Consider the following 21,445-nt stretch of genomic DNA (forward strand, 5'->3'; position numbering starts at 1 on the left):
TCTATACACCCCTTTCTCTTACTAGATTAACTAAGTTCCCAAATGTTTTATTTCTTAATCCAGTTAATTTGAATGCATCTGTATATTGAATATTTCCTGTGGTAGTCTGATAAATCACTGCATTTGTGAAAATCCTGCCTAGTCTGCTCATGGTTGTATTATAGAAATCGCCCCCAGAGGAAGGTCTAGATTGCAGATTTTTTAATTTCTCTAGATAACCATTGTAAAAGCTAAAGAACTCATCTTTAGTAATACAGTTTAAGTCCAGTGCCCTTCTACCAATAACAACTGGACTTACCTTAAATAGATTACTTAACGTTTCATAGACTAAACCATCAGGGTAATGAATTTGCCACTGCTTCATAAACAACTCTTTAGGACATAACATTTCCGCGGCTGCTGCATTACACAATTTTTCAACGTCTGCATTATGTACATTTAATGGGGATGCCTCAACAATTGCACTAGAACCTATAAGAAGGTGCGCTATTTCATGTACAAGCGTAAAAATTTGAGCGGATTTTGTATCTGCTGCATTGATAAAAATCAATGGAGCTATATTATCAACTAATACGAACCCTCTAAACTCCGCAACATTTAATGGACGATGAGTATTACTACCTACGATTCCATTTTGCATTACTATAATTCTATTCTTCTCACATTTTTCAATTAAGAATTTTAATGCATCATGGAAGGTTCTATGTTGACGTGCCCAATTTTGCTGTAGTTCTAATAAGTTTAGAATTGTATTTGCTAATTGAGAGACAGTAGCATCACGGTAAGAACCCACAAATTCAAGTTGTGTTCCCACATATTGCTCATAATAGTCTCGCATAAAATCCTGTCTTCTTTGCATGATGTGTAAAGTTTCTATCAGGTCTGGGCTTACTTTTTCGCTTTCTTCATCCTCTAAAGTTCTGTAGTGGGGAATAGGTAACGTTTCTACTGGAGGCTCCATTAGAAAAAAATACCCTAACGGAGTAGCAGTTGCACCAGCAAAATCTTCAAGTTGCTTAAATGTTGGTTGCTTATCACCTGTCAACCATTCCTCCAAAAACTTAAACTTTTTGTGCAACTTATCTTTTCGAACACTACGTTCATAAGCCCATATTAATAACTCCTTTTTAACAGGGACTTTGATAGCCATAGTTCACCTCCTGCAAATTCATAAATTATATTTTAAGTATTCGTTAATTTCATCTAAAATTTATGTATTTTCACAACCCGGACACAATTCATAATAAACAATTAGGACAATTTAACCATACCACAATTTGGAATTCCGTTCTATAGAATCATCTTACTTTTGATTAATATTTGGTCTAAGAATGTGCTTTAGCCTCTATTTGAGCACGACAAATACCTACCACTATCTGATAATATCTGCAGGACGTATACTCCGCCGACAATAAGGACAGAGAGTAATTAGGAATCAGATAATTTAAGGGGCCATAATCACTGCTTGGTTTGTAAGTTTACTCCCAGAACATAGCTGTAACAGACACCATTCATCTACACATACCATTATTCGAAAACATTTTTATAGTACTTCTCAAGTATGAATAACCTTCTCTCACTTTTACAACCTTAGCATCATAACCAATTACTAAGCACACAGCATCTATTTCACCGCTTATGTATACGTCAATCTTGTTGAAAAAAGGCTACATCCGTCGAGAGGAATAATTCCTTCGGTCAGGCCTTACAGCGGATGGTGACTTTGACCATTCATTGGCGTTTCTCAATCTCATCCCTTGGGATGCGCGCCCAGCCAGCGATCATGCCGTCGATGAGAGTTACGCCGTGGATGCCTACCGTTACTTCAATAAAGTAAATTACTATTCATATTCCACGTTGTTTTTGTACTCCAATGGTAGCTGGTAAAGTCAGTGTTTTCACTATGTATGCGGATTCCAAATGAAAAATGTCAACATTGAAAGAGGTTGTAACTAATTAAATAACAATAACCCTTTTCTTCTTCTCTAGTAAGCCAATGAATATATCGATTAATTCCTGTTAGACTTTCGACTTGTGAAAGATATAATGAGGCATGATATGTTTCCGAGTCACCAGTCTCGTAATTGAGCCTTATCAATAAATCTGCGTAATCATCGTCTGGATTAGTGTTTTCTTCTAGAAACGCTTCATAAGATAAGTAATTATTTATACCGTGATATTTACATATAGAATTTACAATATCTATTTCTGATACTTCTAGTTGTACCCTCTCTCTCAAATACCTTGGAGCACCCAGCAACATCATATATTCAAGCTCTGGTATTATCTCTTTTTTTACGTTCATTCCGCACGTTTTTATTAATGCCTTACTTATGTACAACCCAACCCTCTCTACAACAGCCATTTTCTCTTCTGTGAGTGAAAGTTTACTACCATGTACGAATGTACTTCTGAAATTGTAAAAATTTCTAACATCTTCTCTAATTTGCAGCCGCTCACTGTAAGTGTCACCAACAAGTAGTGCAAGGTGAAGTCTTAATTTATATCCTATTTGTTCCTTATCAAGGGAAAGCAAGCTTTCAAGAGAAACAGCGAAATCCAGTATTGCATCCTCTGCAAAGACTTTACACCTTCCAGAAGTATATTTAGCTGCAGCTAAAAGCCATTTTTTTTCTTTACCTTCTACATATACAGTTGCCATTTGCTCGAAGAACTTCTTAATCTCATCATTAAACTTCATATCATTCTTGTATCGGTAAAAAAACGAGGGCGGCATTGTATCCAATCTGAACAAATCCAAGTCCAACTCAGCATTTCTTCCAGAGATTGAAGGGTCAGATAAACCATAACTTCCATGACTTCCTTTAAGAAAACCATGCACTTCACCTAAACTGTAAGGTGCATTATGGAAAATACACAATGCTTGATGCGCTAAGGAAATGGAAGACAGTACATCATCTACATTATTCACTTTTCTAAATGACATACAGTATCTTTTGTCACTTGAAATTCCCACCAAATAATAGTCTGGTTTTCGTACATATGGCCCGAGTCTTGGATGATACAGATTATCGAACTCATCCCTTTTACTCATAATAAAAATGTTATCACTGAGTTGAAATTCCGATATGTTTTCTCCATACAAACCTGCTAATGCTAAACTTTGCGCCTCTGGAAATAAATCAAATAATTTTCCGTAAATACTCACGTTACCTCTCCTTTAATACGAAATTCGGAAGAAAAAAGCCTTTGATAATCAAAGGCTTCAAAAGTTTGAGATTAGCTGTATAAACTTATCGATATGGGTAGTCAAAAGTGAGGTTTCCTCAACTGTACCTCTAATATTAGTTAGTGCATCTTTAATTCTTCTTATCAAAGATGGTTTGGGCTGTTTACCAGACTCCATTTCCTCTTTAGCTTGTTGGACAAAATCAATGGCATCTTCTTTGGCAATCTCATTTGACGTAGGCGTTTCATGTAGTAGGTGCAACAGGCTTTCCGCGATCTTCAATAAGTCTTCATTTCCTCCATTATTATTCACTTGGCTCGCGGTGACATTTCCTGTCTCAGAAAAGTTAAGCTGACCTACATTTCCTTGAACCAAAATCTTAGCGTTTGGTCTTTCATCAATACCCAATTCTATCGCCTTCTCCCCTAAGTAATCCGAAATATGATTAACTAATAGCTTCACTACTTCCCTGTTAAACTCCCTAATACAATCTGAAATTTTTGCTCCTTTATAGAAAGCGTAATGGCGGGCTATGGTATCATATCTTTCAAAATGACTTATACTATACGATAACAGTTGGTAAATGAAGCTGATTTCCTCATTTACCTCTATTGGAATATCAAACTTATCATATTCTCTTTCTCTGATTAATCGCTCCATATCAAAATCAATTGTATGACTTTTACTGATAAAGTCACTTAGTATTGGCTCAGAATCAATAAACATAATAAATCTTTTTGCTAGTCGCATAGCCTCATTCGTATCGCTCGCATTTAGTAAATCCCCTGCAACCCTTCTGAACTGTTTTGACAATAATTTAAACTCTTTAATGTCAATGATTTTTTCCAATTAGTTCACCCCACAGTATGGACAATAAGGATTTATTACTTTTGAAATAAGTGTTAATTTTGCATTCTTATCACAACATAAAAACTGGACTTGTTCTAAGTTATCTTGCTCATACAGTGGAAGTGGACTTGTTGTTGCAATAGGTCTACCCGTCTTAAATGTAATATGCTTATTTTTTCTAAACTTCCGCTCAAGTCCTCTAAGCATATCGTTGATTGATTCAATTGCTTCATTCATAGCAAATGTCTGAGCATGCTCAATAAAATCATCTGTGTAGTATGAGGAGATAAGACTAGGGATTCCGCAGTTTGGACAGAAAATTTCTAATACGTCATCTTCTTGAACTTCACTTGTTTTTAATTTAAACTCATCCCCACAAAGCGAACAACGGAAAGAGTTAAAACCATCTATATCACTTTGCTTTGAAATGACAAATTTTTTCGGCACTCAGTTCTCCTCCTATACCCAACTTGGTGAGATTATACCATATCCCTTTTCAATAACATATAATGCTAATTGCATATTCTCCTTTTAAAAAATAAGTATCTAAATCTAGTTAGTTGCTTTAACATTCTCATATTCACTGACCTTACGATAAAAGGTATTTGGGCTTCATCTTGCTAGGATGAGTAACAAACAAAAAGCCGGTTGCTAAACATACCATTGGCAATCTTGGAGAGAGAAAAAGAATCCTTTTTCGTCAAACAACGTATTAACGGTATACATACTTAAAAGGCGGGGATTTTATGGACTTTTTATTAATTAACAGAAAGAAAGTAATTATCATATCTATCATTATTCTTTCTTTGATTTCCATGTTGATTATTACATATAGTTTACTGAAGAAAGAAGATTCTCGTTATACCTCATACTCTTGTAACCAATCACATTCTCTTTTCGGCCAGTCATTGCTAAGTGATAAAAAAATCAAAGTGATATCGGCTACGAGCTGGGAAGAAAGTATTAGCCCGTTTTCTTTAATTCTTGGTCAGATTACATCTATGAATAAAATTGCAAGTCTCGTCGATGAATCAAATAAGTTGGTTAGTTTAGCAAAACAAAAGAAATCAGATTTTGAAACCGATTTTCTGACTATTTTTAAAAATTCCTGCTACGTATCGGTAAACATAGGGCAACTTTATCAAATAGACAGATCAGTTACTCAATCACAGTCCAGTAAAGTAGAAGTATATAAGTGGATTAAAAACTACAGAGACTATCTTTCTCAGGATTTCCACACAGCAAATACAGTTATTGTCTTGGATAATTTTGCCATACACACTCAAATAAATAGTTCAACAAGGAATAGTATAATCGATTTTTCTAATCTAATATCAGGAATTAAAATAAAGATTACAGTATATAATCTCGATAATACTTTACCAGAAGTCATATAATTCCTATAGATTGCTTGTTATCCTTAATCAAGCACAAGGCACACCTGATTGGTATTTAACTTGGTTAATCAATAATAAACATAAATTACATAAAGAATGAATGATTTAGAATAACAGCCATCCATCTAATTATGGATGGCTGTTATTCATGATAATTTCTTTCAGTTCTTTAACTTCTCGGACTTTAAATTCATTCCCAAAACATAGCTGAACAGATATCTTTAATCATCCACACATACCATTATTCGGCAACATTTTTATATTACCTCTCATGTATGAATAACCTTCTCTCATTTTTACAACCTCAGCATCATAACCAATTACTAAGCAAACAGCATCCATCTCACCACTTATGTATACCTCGACAGCTTGTTGAAAGTAAATGCAGTTCTGCAAGTCAGCATCAGTTCTTACTTCTTTAAGTTTCACTTTATTTTTCCTCCCTCAACAGCAAAAAAAGCACAACTAAATCAAGGACACCAGTCGTCCAAGAAATAGCAGTGCTTCTGCTTTCTTTATACTACATTAGGAATAATATACAAAATCTCAACTAAAAGTTCAATAGGCAAAATTCTAAGACTCTTGACAGGGGAACTTATTGAAATAGTTTTACATAATATTATCTTATAATTCAAAAAAATAATCACATTCTAAGATTCCCCTACTCACCACAGCCTTCCAATAATTTACACCGTGGTTTTTCTCGATGTTTCCAATATCTATCACCATGTTTTGTTTTAAGTCAACTCTGGTCAATCCTTGCTGTAATGATGATTGGTTATTATTAAAAATCCCAAATACGTAACTATTAACTTGATACTCTATTCTTTCAATCACTTTTAATAATTTAAAATGGGACCGTATAATAAAGTAAATCTCATCTTCGTTTGGTGGTGTAAGATTTATTTCTACTAAAGGAATTCCATCATTAATTGATATATTAGCAGTCAGAAATATATCACTTGGAATTCGATCAAAATAGAAGTTGATGAAAAGTCTTCTACCTGTAATTTCATCTTTCCAGCGACTTCCTTTATAAGAATTGCAATCTCCACAACATGGAATTAAATTATAGCTCAAAATAGAATACTCCGGAAATAATTCCTTGGGCAAGTAGTGGTCTCTAGTACTTGGTGAATTAATACCGCAATAGGGGCATTTGTCTTTATTAAAGATATCTTGAATATCAAATACATTGTTATATAACCATCTCATAGCTTGTGAGTCAGATGTGTAACAATTCAACAAACAATTTCGTTCATGTACAGAAAATTCATCCTCTGTAATAACCGATAATTCATTTGAATTTACTATGTATTCTTCATATCTTTTCATAACTCTATTTTGAATACAACTTGTAGCATCCAAGTTGTCATCGTGTAGGAATAGAATATCTTTGTATGGATTCCTTTTTTTAGAGACAATCATATTGTAAATCTCTTGAGGTAAAAATTCAGATATTCTCAATAAATTTCTCATTATATATTCCTCTGTTGATTTTTATGCACTATATTCAAATAAATCATTGCGTTATAACTGAGTCCGAGCGGAAAAAGTTTCTTAATATCTTCGGAATTACGTCCATCTTTAATAACGGCGTTTCTCAGAATCGTTTTATAGTTACTTTCTACATCTTTAATATTGAATACTTCTTCGTTTAATGACGATAAATTCTCCCCGAAAGATTCAATTGTGAGTTCATCTATAGACAATGCATTATTCACTCTTGTGAATTTAGTTATATTCCGAGATGGTACTTCCTGAATTATCAATGGGGAGTGTGTTGAAATAATCGCATATGAGTTGTACTTCGCTAATAGTTCCGATAACATCCTCATCAAATTTGATATTGCATTTGGGTGCAAATGAAGCTCTGGCTCGTCAAACAATAAAATGGATTCCTCTTCTATATTAGAGATAACATTTGTCATTGTGTATATTAAAATGCTTTGTCCTGAACTAAGTTTAGCACGAAAAATATTCTCTGGTTCATCTACAAGATTTTTGAATTCTTCCTCTAATACATTCAGCATAATATTTTTCCATGCAAAAAACCTTTCAGTGTCTTTCATTAATTCTTTTAAACGCATCTCTCCGAAATAACTTAATTCTTTAAGAGAAAGTGTTTTTTCATCTTTTCCTTGTATCCCACAATATATGTAGTTATTCAATTGTTCGGATTCTGAACCTTTAATATTTTTATTTTCATTTTGATGCGGTTTTTTAAATTCATCAAAAGCACTAAATGAAACTCCTATAACTTTACTGAACAAAGGCATTTCATCAAATGCATCACTGCTATATTCTTTGCTGTCCACACCGCCACAAAGAGAGTTTGCAAAGCCTGCCATAAATTGAGTCTTCCCACAGCCATTCTTCCCAACCAAAACATGGGCTCTATTTGGCAAAAATTCATTCTCAGAAAAATCAAATTTCAAAGTAACTTTTTCATTTGAATAAGGGGGGCAATATTTATAATTGAATACGAAAACTTCTTTCTTTTTTTGAGCGCCAAAGAATTGCATAGCTGAATTGAAAGTCTTTCTTGCTTCACTTGACCTTAATAAAGAATCTGATATTCCTTCCTTATCAGGAAATAATTCATACAATTCGTTGTTATAAGCAATATCTCTGAGTGAAGTTAGAATATCACGAGATAATTCCCTTGGTAATTTACCAAGGATGCTATAGTACTCCATAGACTGTCCCAAAGAAATATAGAATTCACTCAGACCAAGAAACTCAGAATCGATGTGATACCTTGTATTTTGAAACAGTTTATGAAGGATTTTAACTTTACCTAATTCTTGTGACAAACCGTATTGAAAATATAGATACGAATTAAAGGAAGTCTCATAACCATAATCATTCCAAGTACTAGGGATTAGAACTATACATGGGAAGATGTCATTCTTACTTGAATCAATCTTACCTCTAACATAAAACTTCATTATAACAACCACCTTTGCAAAAGATGTTCGAAAAATCACTATGCATTTGCTAAATTTCTCGGATTTAACCTTAATTTTACCTCAGAATTCATTTTGGGCAAAGGTCTCTATTACTCCTAAAGTTCAAACCTTTCTCCAAATATATTTACTTTTTCTATTATATCTCGACTATTATATTCTTTATTTGCTAGCTCTTGTATACGCACTTTTTTTCAAAAAAAGTACCCCATTTTAGCGTAAGCCTTCATAGGATACTTATCTTATAATGACAAAACGAATTGAGAAGTTCTACGTCACAATATTGTACGTAACTAAATCAATCATGTTCATCGTCATCATACATAGCTTCAATACTTGACCTCTGATACTCTTCACTCTGTAAGTGCATTGGTTCTATTCGATCATTATGATATTTCATTGTTACCAACCGATCTATTAGTTCATCCTTTGCTAACAAGCCTAAGACTTTATTCTGATCTATTAACTTCCTTTCTATTTTCCACATTAATCTTTCTATCGCAGTCAATCTTTCTTCATTATAGCTCAAGGCTAAATTAACTTTGTCATTCAACGTACTAAAACTCTCTAAAAGCAGATCAAGCTTTTCTTGAATTATATATTCCTTATTCAATATTCCCCTCACCCTATCTATGCTTTATTCTGAAGCAAAACACCCTCAATTATTGCGAGATTCTTTACAGTACTTTGTAAAAAGTATTGTTCTTTACACAGCGAGCAAACAGCACCTTCTACTGTAATACCTAAAATTGACTCTTGATCTGGAAAGTCTAAAGGAATTAAAGCATTATGAACATCATCACAACCACATGAGCAACTTATTAGATTCACTAAATCCTCTTTATAATCACTCTTTGAGTGTCTTTTCTTGAAAAGAGCATTATTACGAGCAATCTTTTGTTGATTCATATTCAAAAAATCTATTAAGTTTATCTCCTCCATGGGTTCAGGATATTTCTCTTTATTTTTAATATCCAAAAGATCAACAGTAATCCTAACTACAGCGTTCAGTGAACTTCTCACTAAATTTGAATATCTAGCCTCCACCCATTCAATGGTCATCTTATTATCCTCGTTTACAATGACGAGGTTATTCATCGCATCCTGCGGATTTTGCCCAGCAATGTATTTTTCGAAACAAGAGACATTGACTTGGTTTAGAAGCTTTAATATTATTTCCAAACTATATTGGGCTTGTCTTGCTATATTTTCAGACATCTTACTGCTCCTTTATCTCAATCAATATCGATTCTAGCAGTGCCTTCTGCTTTATATCATATTAGTATTTAATATGCAGTATTTCCCTCTGTGTTCAATAGATTTGATTTTAGGCGCCCATGTATAGATTGTTCAGTATCATCTTCTTTAAGCTGTTTTAGCTTACGTTGAATCGCTTTGGTTTCCCTTAACTCATTATTGTGTCAGAAAAAAATATTTAAGATGTTCCATTGCCATCTGGTCGCCTTCATCAGCATAGTAAACTGCACTACATCTAGTACAATAATCCTCTTGTATGGTAACAGTTATGATTTTAGAGTCTTTTGATAAAAGGTATACTTCCAACTCAACATTATCAATATTATCAGATTCACAAACTTCGCAGTAACTAACACTATGTACAACAGCATTATTCCCTTCACAAGAGTAAGAGTTAATTATTTTATCTATTTCTTCTAACTGTTTCGTCTCTTTTCTGTTATAATACTTTTCCCCACACTTCGAACAAATAGCTGTAATTAATTTTGCACTTTTGAAGCGCTTGTTTTTTGTGATTAAAGGTAACTCTTCCTCTTGGTACAGTATCTCAGTACCATTACATTTCCAACAATACCGAACCTCCGATTTTTTGCCAATCAGTGCGCTTTGTCTACCTGTAAAATCATCCAATCTCTTCTGATAATTCACCCTGTCTTTCACTGAACTCATGATTACCTTTTCCAAACTGAAAAGACTTCCATCTCTATAATCTCGTTTATTTTCACTCATTTTTTCCCGCTCCTTTTTTAAAATAGTCTTCAATAAAATATCGATTCTATCGAGAATGAACAGTTTAGTTATTTCTCATCTAGCTCATCCTCAAGCGTTTCAATTCTATCTTGTATTTCCTCTGTGTATTGACGAAAATAGTTAAGTGATTCATGCCATTCAGGTGTGTGAAGATTCAGGATTCTGCCACCCATAACTTGGCTCACCTTTACATTGGAATAGTTACATACATAAAGTCGATGATCGTTGTAAGACGAAACGTCAGTATCAAATCTTTTTGGCTGATGTACAATGATAATGATAATTTTGTAGTCTCCAGTTAGAGGAATATATTCGATATCCCAAAGTATCTCAGGTTTCCGATGACCAGATATACGTTTAGAATCATACTCTGCTTTTAAGTAGCTTGGTTTTTTATCAATAACGCAAGTCACCTCAACTTCTTTACCAATCAGCTCAAACAGCGGAGTACCATCGGTTGAACATGGAAAGTTTATCATCTTCGAACCTCCGTTTGACATATTAATTGCTTTATTTTTTGACCGCTCACATCCTCTCCCTTCGATGAATGCCAAAGAAAGTACTAAAAAAAAGCAGAGTAGCTTATAGGTAGCTACTCTGCTTTTTGTCAGATAGTATTATGTTTGACTCCTGAGTTAATTGTAACAGTAGGTTCATATTTGGCACATCTCTTTTCCTTTGAAAAGTTATTTACTGTTATATTAACACAGAACATGATATTTAGCTATATTTATGTTAATAACTATATTATTTATAGTAATGCCAAAGAAAGTACTCTGGATATAAGTTCCTGACGCGGCAAACGCTTCGCGTTTGTCCTTGTCTACGAGTCGTTTCGCTCCGCTCATCGACTCGTCAAAGTTAAATCTTTGATAGTCACAACTAGAATTATTTATTATTACTTTCTATTAAGGAAAATTCAAAAAACACCTGATTTTACAAGGATTCTTGAGGGTACTTAGGCAGTCTGATTGCCTAACCTATTATAAATGCCAGTCATTTGGTGACTCGTTTATGATTGCATTCATTGGTGCTTCTTCAAAATCTTCACTAGATAGATATCTTCGTAATAACCCACGCATTCGACTACTAGGTATATAGATACTTATTGATTTGCCTTCACGAATGCGACTTCTCCAAATCCATTGTATCAGTTCTGATAGCGCCCAAGCGTCTGTATCCACTGTAATGCCCATCTGTCTAAAGAAACCCACTTCTATCGGTCTCATATACCTGTTGGCTAAATACACAAGATTGTACTTCTCTCTATAATTATTAGTCGCTCTTGACGTAACTGAAATATAAGAATCTGCAAATGATTTTGGTGCAACAAGCTTTTTAAATTTCTCTTTATTGCCACCCTTATACGTTGTCCAAAGCGCATTGCTGTTATTTGCCTTTTTCTTATTTGTGAGATAGTTATAAGCATTTTTTCTCAATACTTCACAATCTTTTTTATTCTTAGCGTTTCCGTACCAGCTATACGACAAAGCACTGTTTTTATTTCCTATATCATTTAAATCACCTTCATATATCTCCATATTCTCAGCCAATAAGGTTTTATCTAACTTTTTTCTGTTTTCATATGGTACAAGTTCATACACTCCATTAAAAAATACAACTGATAAGTATTTATATTTTAATTGGTATAAATCAAAATAATATCTTTGAAGCTGACCTTTAAATAGATATGTTAGGATATAAACCTCTTGAAACAAGCTGAAAATTTCTACAGGAAAAGACCATATTAAGGCTGATTTTTGGTAATGTAGTAAAGAATTAGAAAGAGCCATCCTTTTTATATCATTGAATCTACTATCATGGTTTATATGTTCATGCCACTGAATGTATTCGATTCCATTCTCTCTCTTATCATAACTAATTGCGCCAGCCTTCTCTAATAGCTCTAAGTCATTTTTCTTTAATTCTACTTGCTTAATAACATTCAGAACCTCGTCAAGTATGAGAATATATTTATTATTTACAAGTAGTTCTCTTGTGTGTTCATCTGCTCTCATAAATAGATTGTGTGTAGTACAAATATCTTTCCCCTCACCAAGTAATCTGTGTAAATCATCAAGTTTAGTGTCGCCACCTTCATCATGTGGTTCATAGAAAGTTCTAGTTGTTACTAATTCTTTTACTCTAGTAACCTCATTAAGAAATGGGGTTACATAAATGAATTTGTACTCATCCAGCGGAACTGAGTTCATGTACTGGATAGCCCAAGAGGTCTTACCATAGCCGCAAGGCGCATCAATAACATTTACAGTTGTCATTTTTATATCTCTCCTTTAATGAATTGTTTTAGTTTAGTTTTAAGCTCATTTGAAATTACATAAGACTCATTGTGAAGCCATCTGGACAAATGCTCCCTCGAAACTCCTACACTTTTAGCAATGAAAGTAGTTGGCGTTCCGAACTTCTGCTGTAATCTGAACAGTGCTTCTCGCAATTGCTTGTCATTCATACAAATCATCTCCCTTTCATGTCTTTGTGAACCTGTGATATGACCAGCAAAATAAAAACCCTCCGATTTCCGGAGGGTGGTTCACTTTATATAGTGTCATGTAAAACGTTTATTCCAGTGTGCGGCTTTAAAATAGCTTTTAAAGAATTTTATACCTTTTAAAGGTTTCAAAGTACTCTAAAATCATTTCAAAGTACTTAAAAGCTTTGAAAGCTTTAAAACCTTTAAAATTGATGTATCCCCTTTTGTATCGTCGTTTTTCTAATTAGAGAATTGGCATATTTTAATTTGGTCGATTGTTTAGTTCGAAGCGTTAGTATAAACTGTAGACCAACCCCGGAAACATTGAATCTTCCTATATATCTATACAGATATACTTTAAAATCCCACACTTTACATACAAAAAGTAGGAGAAAACCAAAAAGTGTCCAGTAAGCAGCTAAAGAATAATCAAATAACTAAGTATTTCTTTATAATTTCTGTCTAAACTCAGGGATGCTTAGTACGTTGTGTTAATTCCTATTTCTACCTCACACAGACCGAAAAATTAGTTGCTTATCTTTTTGAGAAGGGTCTAAGTTAATCACAATCGTAATATATATCTAAGATTATAGTTTTGATTGGAATAAACGATTTATGGTAAACTTATTAAAGAGCCGAAGTGCTGACAACACTCCGACTCCGCACATGATCTTACCGCGTAAAAGACGGTTGGCTGTGTGTAAGGTGATACGATCAGAAAAGGTAGACCGCTATCCTTGTCACGGGACGGTCTACTTTTTCTTTAAGTAGGTGAACCTAGCTGCGGTAATGAGTTAGGTTCTCTCGGCCTGTCTTAGTGATGCCGAAGCTCTTTTAACTTACTGAGAAGGTCAATTGACTTATGTTATTTCTAAATAATTCGGAATGGTAAGATAATACCATTCTTATACATTATTAATTTAGATCAATTCTTGTCCCTACTATTTTGACACCAGTTGGTGTGACTTCGATGTAGTTGCTTGCATTCGCCTCTAATCTAATTGTGTGACCATTGGTGTATAGTTTAATACCAGCACCAACAGACTCAAGTTCAGCGCCCCAACTTCCAGTACCAACATCGTTATTCATCCAAAACCTTCTTGTGTATCCTCCCGGAGCTTTGTAATCAAACTTGAAAGCATCATGATCTTTTCTTATGAAACCAACTTCATTATCAGAAGTTAAGCTACTACCAATACCCAACTTAATAACAGCATGACCATCATGCCCCTCTCCTTCAATGTGGAAACTTAATTTTTCCAAGTCTGTAGTTGTATCACCAATACCAGTATAGAATTTAAAGAAATTTTCTTTGATGTGAATATAGTCTTGAGCTTGATTACCGTTCATTGTTCTTACTTCATTAACGGCAAGCTTAGAAATAAACGATCCATCTGGAAGCTCTATTGGATCAATATCGTCATCAGATATAATCAAACGTTTAGCTCTCAGCGTTCCGTCATTATGAATCCAAAATCTCGGCTCGCCATTTACATCAATAGCTATACCTTCATTCGCATTCAATCTGATTTGTTCACCATTCTGACCATTGATCGTAATACCATCTTCCCAATCGAGAATGATAGCATCACCAAGCTTACCATCAAGAATCCGAAGTCTTCTTGTGCTTAACTCATCAGCAAAGAGATTTCCGTCGAGATCAACGTAGAATCTTTTCTCCCATAGAGGAGAGCCAGCAGAGCCAACATTCTTTTCGATCTTGATACCCTCAGTAGCATTCAGTGTTGTTCGGTTCATCATGTTACCTCTCGTAACCACAATGCCATTCTCAGCGTCAATAACAGTGTTGTTATAGTTTCTACCCAACTGCAAAGAAGACTTCTCAAGGAAGTCTGCAAGTTTCGCTCTAGCACTTTCGTATGACTTATAAAAGTTTTCCCACACTAGATGGAACTGGTATCTGGTAGAGCCAAGATCAGATACTATGTGAGTAGTTCTATTCATATCGGCAAAAATAGGAGCCATATAAGTGGTCAGAGAATTATAAGTTGATGTCAGTTCATTCCCTGCGGCTTGTAGTTGATTTCTAGCATCATTTAAACCGTAATAAGAAGAATCCCTGTCATTATAAATTGTGTTTACGTAGTCGTTAATTTGCTCTTTTAGGGTCGAATACTGTTTCGTAATACTCTTATAGTTATTAGCTAAAGTGATTTTTTCAGTAGACACAATAACATCATCTATGATGATCGAATCCAACACAGAGAAGTCGAAATTCAAAGCGTCAGCGTCAAGCAGAACGTTACCAGCTTTAGTTTCAATGCGTAAACGTTTTGCAACCAAATCTTCTGCAATGAGTGTTCCATCTTCGTATGAAGAATTTCCAATTGAAGCATACACCTTATTAACCCACTGGTTTCGCTCCCATTTTTGTAGCGCTAAACCATTTGTAGCGTTCAAAACAGATCGGTACTTTCCATCGCTTCTTAGAGCAATAAAACCATATTCGCCAATTACAACGTTATTGTAGTACTGACCCATATTAAGACCCGAATAGAACTGTGCATCCTCAATCTTGTTTCTCAAATTCTTCTCTTCGTCGTAATATGTTTTGAACTTTAAAATGAATTCAGAACGATCAGGAATTTCGCTTGTTTGTTCTGTTTTAGGGGAGCTGACATTTATGTTCAGCGGAGCTTGTATTGTTATGTCAATATACATTGACATGTAATTAAGTAAATCGAAATAGGCATTTGTTAGAGGGGTTGTTGAATATAAATCAATGACGCTTGGCGATTTGGTAAAAAACTGAGCATCCATATCAAAGATGTCATCGCGCTGAGATCGCTTATATTCATCTGCTTGCTCAAGCATTCTATGGTAGCCAGCTTCGATCTTATACAACTCTGTGATGATCTGCATCTTTTCCAAAGTAGTCAGTTTGTTATCCATTACGATATCTTTAAAGTCACCAATATCCAAATACTGATTTTCAGCATCAAGGATCGTTTTACCTATGTCGTTCACAATTTTAATGTTCTCTGCCACCAGATCGTGGGTGTATAGAGTTCCATCACTAGGATTAGCCCACATTATCTTTTGCCAGCCATCAGGATATTTGTTAAGGTCTGTTGTAGCTCTGTCGATTACAAAGCCCTCTTTATCGTCCACCTTGACTCTAGTTATATCGTTAAACGACCACAATCCAAACACATCAGGATTTTCGTCAACCAAACCGAGCTTCGTTACCAATGTTCCGTTGCGATCAAATATCTCGCCCTTTGATCCTTGAAACTTGAGAACTCCATCCTCGTCTTCCAGCGCAAGATTCGTACCCATAAAAACTTTTCCGTAGATTCGCTCACCAACGATACAGTGTTTCTGCTGTTTATGATAAAAGTCTTTGAGAACGTCGATGCTGAATATCCTCATATCAGTTGGCTCTACAATCTGATGCGTTAAATGCAATTGCACACCATTCTTACTAACTCTATACACATACAACCTTCCACCAATACCCTCAAAGCTTATTTGATTATAAGTATCCTTATATATATTCTCCAATTTATTCCCTTGCATTAGATACTCATATGAGATTTCATGAGCTTCTTTTGTGCGAATACCGGCTGAAATAATATTCACCGCGCCCACAGGCAAATCAGTAATAACTACTGGATTAAAATCATTATAAGGAGATAGCTGAGTTACTTGGGTTTGCTCTCCAACATACTCTGCGATAACAATATCTATAGCTTCATTTGTATAACTTTGATATATCAAATTACGTATTGAGTCTATATTTCTGTCTTTTTGTAACCTATACGCTTCCATAAGTTTGTAGCAGTAGTCTAACTCCCCACTACAGAAAATAATAGAATTATCAACATGAAATAGCTTCTGGGCTTCTGTTCCTGCATCCCTATATATCACTCCACCGATTGATACTGAGACCGCAGAATCCGCAGAAACAAAAACTTGCTCTCTTGTCTGAAACACTAAAGCATTACTCACAATTCCCCCTCCCCTGTGTTCCCAACCGCACCAATAATATATTCTCGATATTGTTTTTCTTTTTCCTTAGATAGATTCACAATTTCGTTCTCATACATTGACAGCATAGGAATCGATACCCCGATCTTTGATGCCAATTCTTTTAATTTTATTTTCTGTTGCTTTCTCAACAACTGATAACCTTGCCTTACACTGAACTCAAATTGCATTCTGTAACTCCCCCCCAAAAAATTGTCTTCTTAACTAATTAAGTGATGGCAGCTTAAAAAGTTAAGCGTTTTGGCAGGGATAATAAAAAAAAAAAATTACGTGCGATCTGCGGTGTATACATAATATTGTAGATATATTTCTGTATTTAACTATGGTTATAATGAATATTATATATGCCGTAAACCGTACATTTTAGAGAGGATAACTTTCTTTAGTAACTAAATACACTGCATTCGGTTACTGGTTTTAAACATTTAAAAGCTTTAAACGGCGTTAAAGGTAATCTAAAAGTTCTCATTTTGCGAGTCATGCTACCTTTAAATTGTTTTAATCTCGTTTAAAGTTCTTTAAGCTTGCAAAGGTTTTAAACTTTCACAACCTTGGTTGCAGAGCATGATTTCCTGCAAAGCACAGCCACAGGGCATTATAGAGGGTTATTCCCCCTCTTTATCACCTTTCTCATGAACAGTTAATCAAAGCAATATCTCAGATGAGTAATAGCGCACAATATGAATTATTAAGGATTATCAATAAAGGGTAGCCGAGCGGCTACCCTTTAAAAGTGAAATTCCTAAAAGTAAGGAATTTTGCACGCTTTATAATTTGATAGTATAATTATAATATATACTTATTTATAGTATATATTATATATATTAATTCTATTTATAAAGGGGGCAAAATTCCTTACTTTTGGATTTTTCATTTTTTCATATACCAAAGAAAGTACCGTCATTCGATTTTAATCCCATTCACGTCGTCTCAGATCGATTTTATTTCCGAACCCTCCAATCACTCTACTCGCCTCCTGCGAGAGCGAACAAAGACACTTCCGTTCGCCTGAGAGCCTATTAGACTCAAACTCACCTTTATGGTCTACTGTCGTCACAGTGAATAGTATTTTTGTGTCTTGTTGTTTAATGTGAACTTTGTACTTTGAATTACACCTAATTTCTCAAGTTTAACCATATAGGATTTAACAGTTCTTTCACTACACCCCACCATTTCAGCAAGTTCTTCGTTTGTGATTCTGTACTTGGGAAATTTGTCACACATCATACTGATGTAACCATATATATACAGACCAACATGTCCAAGCTTTTTGTCAGAAATTATTTTGATGAATTTCCCCACATCTATTTTATGTGTATTTTGAAACGAGTAGAATGTCCCTGTATAGTCTTCCCCATCAAATCTCGTCATACCTTTAATTGGTTCTTTTGCATAGAATCGTGGGCTATGATTCATTTCTAAGTTAGGTAACTTTTTTCGTAAATCCTTTATAAGACCAAACTCTAAAAATAGCTGTGTTTGTGTATTTAATGGTTTCCAATATCCCCTCAGATTTAGTGTGGAGGGGGTTTTCAGGAAAGGCAGATGCCTAAATAGGAGACACATCACTGGAAAGACTTGAACCCCCTCCAAAACATCGAGGTCAAAGCCAGTATAACTTAGCTAGATTTACGATAGAGCCTTATCGTGGATACGAGCGAGGTTTTAGAGAATGAACCACTCGTAGAATCGAGGTCGGAAGTCTGGATATATGTGTTCGGCACTTCTAAAATGGAAAAATTTGGTTTTTATCTGTAAACCATCCCCCTCCCCTTTGTCAAGTCTTTTCACATAATTGTAGTTATGGGAAAAGTGATGTGTCCTCTCTTGTATGGCTTCCGATAACTCGGACAAAGAGTGAAGTGCGAAATAAGACTGCCCTGCCCCGTACATTTCTTTTAAAATGTCTTAAACTGTTTGAAAAGCTTTTAAATATCACACATGACTTACGTATTCGCTGATACCTCTTCGTATCGTAAAATGTAATTAGTCACTTGCTGAGAGCAAGTCATTTAATCTCACTTTGATATAACAGCAAACAATTTATCTTCCTAATTATAGCTATACAAAACCAAGTTAAAAACACACGCACCTCATAAAAAATCATATTCGCCAAATCAACTGAACACATGATGTTTTCGACTCTTTTAGAAGTGAGAAAGAAAAGAGGTGCATACCCCTTTTCAAAGAGTGATTACAAATAACCCTTTGCCCATAATGGCAAGGGTTATTTGTCGTTCTCTCCTCAATTCGGCAAGCAGGAGATGGTTATCATGACAATCAACAAACTGAATCAAATGGAAGATTTACAAGGTGAAGAATGGCTGCCGGTAGTAGGCTATGAGGGGTTATATGAGGTATCAAATCTTGGACGAGTCAAGCGTCTTAGCAGTAGTGATACAAGCAAAGAGAAGATTCTAAAACCACAAATTCAAAGAGATAGTTACCAAAGGGTCACTCTGTCTAAGAAAGGTCAGAAAAAGAGGATAACTATTCATAGGTTAGTAGCAATTGCATTCATCCCTAATCCAGAGAACAAAGAGCAAGTCAACCATGAAAATGGAAATAAGTTGGACAATAGATTGAAAAATCTTAATTGGATGACACCTAGAGAAAATATTGCTCACGCAATTGCACATGGGTTAATCAAGAAGAACAGCAAACCAATAGCCGCTACTCATTTGGACACAGGAGAGCAGTGCGAATTTGCATCACAATCAGAAACATCAAGGACTCTGTTCGTGAGCATGAACAAAATTTATGACGTACTTAATGGCCGACTCGCACATGTATGTGGATGGATTTTCAAGTATCTAGATGACAATCGTGTAGAGCAACAAATCGCCCTATCAGAAAGAGAGCAGCATCCTTATGCAAAAAATCGGTCTGTATTTTGAGTTAATACCGCTTCAATCCCAACCAACAAATCTGGTTGGGATTTTTCACATTAACCTATCAACTTTTTCTTCTGTGCTTCAAATTCATCGCCGCTAATTATTCCCTCGTCCTTTAGCCGGACAAGTTTTCTAAGTTCATCAGCGACTGACAAGTTACCTTGTGAATTATTGCTCCTCGTTGAAGTCTCTTTTTGCTTGTCTTCCTCGTCGGCTTGTCTAATAAGAACACCGATTAACTGATGGCAATGATATGCTGTATTATAGCCATCTTTATATTCCTGACTGTCCTTTGCATATGCGGATAATTCCGAATCTAAAAATGCAATCTTATGTATCGGATTTACAGAATCATTAACAATTACGTTCAATTCAACCTTTTTCACTTTTTCTTGACTTGTCGTCGAGCCAGAAAGTCCTCCAATCAATGCCCCAACACCGCCAGCAAGTAAACCACCCAATAAAGCACCGCCCAATTGACTTCCCCTGTTTGTTGACGTAACACTAATACCATCAGTCAGAATCTCTGACTTTAAAATGTCATGATAACTATATACTTTATCTTTGTATGAATTAAGGGAAACGAATGAAATTTGTTTATTCGTCTCGTCGATTGATAATGTAACATCTCCATTTGCTGAGGTATATCTTTGTGACGATTTGTGATTGGAGATACGCTTTAGCCTGTCATCCGTTTCTTGTCGCTTCTGTGCCATTTTCTCTTCTTCAAGTTCTTTATGCTTCTTATAGCAATACCACGAACCAATTCCAAATCCAAAAAACAGAATCCACGCTACAATTGGAGAGTCACCGCCACCACCAAGCACTATGGTGAACATGATAAAAGCAAAGACTGCTAATATGCCGCCAAAACCAAGATACATTTTATTACCCCCAAATCTATAGTATGCCTTAACACTTGCTTACCTTTTCGCAAGCATCGAGATAATCATTCATTAAATCGGTTTCTTTCTTTAGTTGGTTAATCTCCTTATCAAGCTGCTTAATTCTCGCCTTTCGTTTATCGCTCTCTGACTCACATGCTGTTCCCAATAGAACCAAACAAATACAAGTAAAGCCGAGCATGTAGTTCTTTATTCTCACATGTATGCCCTCCTTAGTGGTAAAGTCCTATACCAAATTATAGTATCGTATATATACGATTAATTCAATTAAACTTCTGATATAAGGTTATGTGAAAATCTACACTCCTTCCATACGCTTGTATGGAAGGGAAGTGATAAGAATGTCTTCTGATTTTTTAAAACTCGTTGGTGAGCGTCTCAGGACGTTACGCAAAGAGAAAGGCTACACTCAAGAATCTTTATCGGAAACAAGTGGAATTCATGTTACATATATTTCAGATATTGAGCGCGGCGAACGAAACATCTCGATGGAAACACTGGAAAAAGTGATTATCGCTTTAGATGTAAGTCCAATTGAGGTTTTTCGAATTGAAGGAATAGAAGATATTGAAGAACGGGCTGATAAAAGGCTTTTAATCGGAGCACTTAACTCATTATTAGCTGGAAGGCAGACTGCTGAGGTACAAATGATTCTTAGGCTTGCCAAGGATGTTTTAAGCACTTTTGATAATTTGAATGAATAGCTCACCCATTTACAACACCCCAAATGGG

Annotated in this window: 21 protein-coding genes; 3 read left to right on the forward strand and 18 right to left on the reverse strand. The window is 35.1% G+C overall.

The genetic code is table 11. The features are described from left to right. Nucleotide 1: 1 nt before the first annotated feature. The 4 genes from MHH48_RS20640 to MHH48_RS20655 all read right to left on the reverse strand — a co-directional run bounded on the left by MHH48_RS20640 (nt 2) and on the right by MHH48_RS20655 (nt 4,486). Entirely contained in the window at nt 2-1,150 is a 1,149-nt protein-coding gene (locus MHH48_RS20640; protein WP_076321787.1) for an ImmA/IrrE family metallo-endopeptidase, read from the reverse strand. 780 nt (nt 1,151-1,930) lie between these two features. Beyond that, a complete protein-coding gene (locus MHH48_RS20645; protein ID WP_076321788.1) occupies nt 1,931-3,169 on the reverse strand; it encodes a HEPN domain-containing protein in 1,239 nt (412 codons plus the stop codon). 57 nt (nt 3,170-3,226) lie between these two features. Further along, complete coding sequence (locus MHH48_RS20650; RefSeq protein ID WP_256720464.1) at nt 3,227-4,039, reverse strand: hypothetical protein; 813 nt, start codon at nt 4,037-4,039, stop codon at nt 3,227-3,229. Further along, nucleotides 4,040-4,486 carry a hypothetical protein gene (locus MHH48_RS20655; RefSeq protein WP_076321789.1) on the reverse strand — a complete coding sequence of 149 codons (447 nt, stop codon included), beginning with the start codon at nt 4,484-4,486 and terminating at the stop codon, nt 4,040-4,042. A gap of 299 nt (nt 4,487-4,785) precedes the next feature. On the opposite strand from MHH48_RS20655, the gene MHH48_RS20660 reads away from it, so the two are divergent. Then, on the forward strand, nt 4,786-5,436 hold the full coding sequence (locus MHH48_RS20660) for a hypothetical protein (RefSeq protein WP_076321790.1): 651 nt from the start codon (nt 4,786-4,788) through the stop codon (nt 5,434-5,436). A gap of 225 nt (nt 5,437-5,661) precedes the next feature. Here the strand turns inward: MHH48_RS20660 and MHH48_RS20665 are convergent, their stop codons facing one another. The 12 genes from MHH48_RS20665 to MHH48_RS20720 form a co-directional block, all read right to left on the reverse strand. After that, entirely contained in the window at nt 5,662-5,865 is a 204-nt protein-coding gene (locus tag MHH48_RS20665) for a hypothetical protein (RefSeq protein ID WP_076321791.1), read from the reverse strand. A gap of 195 nt (nt 5,866-6,060) precedes the next feature. Continuing rightward, nucleotides 6,061-6,915 (reverse strand): hypothetical protein, encoded by an 855-nt coding sequence (locus MHH48_RS20670; RefSeq protein WP_076321792.1) that lies wholly within the window; start codon nt 6,913-6,915, stop codon nt 6,061-6,063. After that, complete coding sequence (locus MHH48_RS20675) at nt 6,915-8,387, reverse strand: AAA family ATPase (RefSeq protein ID WP_076321793.1); 1,473 nt, start codon at nt 8,385-8,387, stop codon at nt 6,915-6,917. Before MHH48_RS20675 ends, MHH48_RS20670 begins: the two co-directional genes overlap by 1 nt. 316 nt (nt 8,388-8,703) lie before the next feature. Continuing rightward, nucleotides 8,704-9,018 carry a hypothetical protein gene (locus MHH48_RS20680; RefSeq protein ID WP_076321794.1) on the reverse strand — a complete coding sequence of 105 codons (315 nt, stop codon included), beginning with the start codon at nt 9,016-9,018 and terminating at the stop codon, nt 8,704-8,706. A 17-nt stretch (nt 9,019-9,035) separates the two neighbouring features. Next, nucleotides 9,036-9,623 (reverse strand): hypothetical protein, encoded by a 588-nt coding sequence (locus tag MHH48_RS20685; protein ID WP_076321795.1) that lies wholly within the window; start codon nt 9,621-9,623, stop codon nt 9,036-9,038. A gap of 195 nt (nt 9,624-9,818) precedes the next feature. Continuing rightward, a complete protein-coding gene (locus MHH48_RS20690) occupies nt 9,819-10,391 on the reverse strand; it encodes a hypothetical protein (RefSeq protein WP_076321796.1) in 573 nt (190 codons plus the stop codon). 68 nt (nt 10,392-10,459) lie between these two features. Then, nucleotides 10,460-10,891 carry a hypothetical protein gene (locus MHH48_RS20695; RefSeq protein WP_076321797.1) on the reverse strand — a complete coding sequence of 144 codons (432 nt, stop codon included), beginning with the start codon at nt 10,889-10,891 and terminating at the stop codon, nt 10,460-10,462. A 504-nt stretch (nt 10,892-11,395) separates the two neighbouring features. Further along, complete coding sequence (locus MHH48_RS20700) at nt 11,396-12,691, reverse strand: DEAD/DEAH box helicase family protein (protein WP_076321798.1); 1,296 nt, start codon at nt 12,689-12,691, stop codon at nt 11,396-11,398. A 2-nt stretch (nt 12,692-12,693) separates the two neighbouring features. Then, nucleotides 12,694-12,882 (reverse strand): hypothetical protein, encoded by a 189-nt coding sequence (locus MHH48_RS20705; protein ID WP_076321799.1) that lies wholly within the window; start codon nt 12,880-12,882, stop codon nt 12,694-12,696. Nucleotides 12,883-13,818: 936 nt separating this feature from the next. Then, the gene (locus tag MHH48_RS20710; RefSeq protein ID WP_076321800.1) at nt 13,819-16,875 is read right to left on the reverse strand and encodes a hypothetical protein; all 3,057 of its coding nucleotides are present in this window, start codon (nt 16,873-16,875) and stop codon (nt 13,819-13,821) included. Next, nucleotides 16,872-17,084 (reverse strand): helix-turn-helix transcriptional regulator, encoded by a 213-nt coding sequence (locus MHH48_RS20715; protein WP_076321801.1) that lies wholly within the window; start codon nt 17,082-17,084, stop codon nt 16,872-16,874. The genes MHH48_RS20710 and MHH48_RS20715 overlap by 4 nt, the downstream gene beginning before the upstream one ends. Before the next feature lie 883 nt (nt 17,085-17,967). Beyond that, nucleotides 17,968-18,480 carry a winged helix-turn-helix transcriptional regulator gene (locus MHH48_RS20720; RefSeq protein WP_256720499.1) on the reverse strand — a complete coding sequence of 171 codons (513 nt, stop codon included), beginning with the start codon at nt 18,478-18,480 and terminating at the stop codon, nt 17,968-17,970. A gap of 707 nt (nt 18,481-19,187) precedes the next feature. Between MHH48_RS20720 and MHH48_RS20725 the strand changes: the two genes are divergently transcribed. Continuing rightward, nucleotides 19,188-19,811 (forward strand): NUMOD4 domain-containing protein, encoded by a 624-nt coding sequence (locus tag MHH48_RS20725; RefSeq protein WP_076321802.1) that lies wholly within the window; start codon nt 19,188-19,190, stop codon nt 19,809-19,811. A 50-nt stretch (nt 19,812-19,861) separates the two neighbouring features. On the opposite strand, the gene MHH48_RS20730 is transcribed toward MHH48_RS20725, so the two are convergent. Continuing rightward, nucleotides 19,862-20,692 (reverse strand): SHOCT domain-containing protein, encoded by an 831-nt coding sequence (locus MHH48_RS20730; protein WP_076321803.1) that lies wholly within the window; start codon nt 20,690-20,692, stop codon nt 19,862-19,864. A gap of 28 nt (nt 20,693-20,720) precedes the next feature. Continuing rightward, a complete protein-coding gene (locus MHH48_RS20735) occupies nt 20,721-20,912 on the reverse strand; it encodes a hypothetical protein (protein WP_076321804.1) in 192 nt (63 codons plus the stop codon). A 142-nt stretch (nt 20,913-21,054) separates the two neighbouring features. Between MHH48_RS20735 and MHH48_RS20740 the strand changes: the two genes are divergently transcribed. Continuing rightward, nucleotides 21,055-21,417, forward strand: coding sequence for a helix-turn-helix transcriptional regulator (locus MHH48_RS20740; RefSeq protein WP_076321805.1), 363 nt, complete (start codon nt 21,055-21,057; stop codon nt 21,415-21,417). Nucleotides 21,418-21,445 lie beyond the last annotated feature (28 nt).

Origin of the sequence: Paenibacillus sp. FSL F4-0100 (genome assembly GCF_037993005.1) — a bacterium.
Classification (GTDB): Bacteria; Bacillota; Bacilli; order Paenibacillales; family Paenibacillaceae; genus Paenibacillus_AQ.

Excerpts from the sequence above, each read along its gene's own strand:
- MHH48_RS20640 (WP_076321787.1), bottom strand. The coding sequence starts at position 1,150 with ATGGCTATCAAAGTCCCTGTTAAAAAGGAGTTATTAATATGGGCTTAT.
- MHH48_RS20660 (WP_076321790.1), top strand. The coding sequence starts at position 4,786 with ATGGACTTTTTATTAATTAACAGAAAGAAAGTAATTATCATATCTATC.
- MHH48_RS20670 (WP_076321792.1), bottom strand. The coding sequence starts at position 6,915 with ATGAGAAATTTATTGAGAATATCTGAATTTTTACCTCAAGAGATTTAC.
- MHH48_RS20675 (WP_076321793.1), bottom strand. The coding sequence starts at position 8,387 with ATGAAGTTTTATGTTAGAGGTAAGATTGATTCAAGTAAGAATGACATC.
- MHH48_RS20685 (WP_076321795.1), bottom strand. The coding sequence starts at position 9,623 with ATGTCTGAAAATATAGCAAGACAAGCCCAATATAGTTTGGAAATAATA.
- MHH48_RS20690 (WP_076321796.1), bottom strand. The coding sequence starts at position 10,391 with ATGAGTGAAAATAAACGAGATTATAGAGATGGAAGTCTTTTCAGTTTG.
- MHH48_RS20695 (WP_076321797.1), bottom strand. The coding sequence starts at position 10,891 with ATGATAAACTTTCCATGTTCAACCGATGGTACTCCGCTGTTTGAGCTG.
- MHH48_RS20700 (WP_076321798.1), bottom strand. The coding sequence starts at position 12,691 with ATGACAACTGTAAATGTTATTGATGCGCCTTGCGGCTATGGTAAGACC.
- MHH48_RS20705 (WP_076321799.1), bottom strand. The coding sequence starts at position 12,882 with ATGAATGACAAGCAATTGCGAGAAGCACTGTTCAGATTACAGCAGAAG.
- MHH48_RS20715 (WP_076321801.1), bottom strand. The coding sequence starts at position 17,084 with ATGCAATTTGAGTTCAGTGTAAGGCAAGGTTATCAGTTGTTGAGAAAG.
- MHH48_RS20720 (WP_256720499.1), bottom strand. The coding sequence starts at position 18,480 with ATGTGTCTCCTATTTAGGCATCTGCCTTTCCTGAAAACCCCCTCCACA.
- MHH48_RS20725 (WP_076321802.1), top strand. The coding sequence starts at position 19,188 with ATGACAATCAACAAACTGAATCAAATGGAAGATTTACAAGGTGAAGAA.
- MHH48_RS20730 (WP_076321803.1), bottom strand. The coding sequence starts at position 20,692 with ATGTATCTTGGTTTTGGCGGCATATTAGCAGTCTTTGCTTTTATCATG.
- MHH48_RS20740 (WP_076321805.1), top strand. The coding sequence starts at position 21,055 with ATGTCTTCTGATTTTTTAAAACTCGTTGGTGAGCGTCTCAGGACGTTA.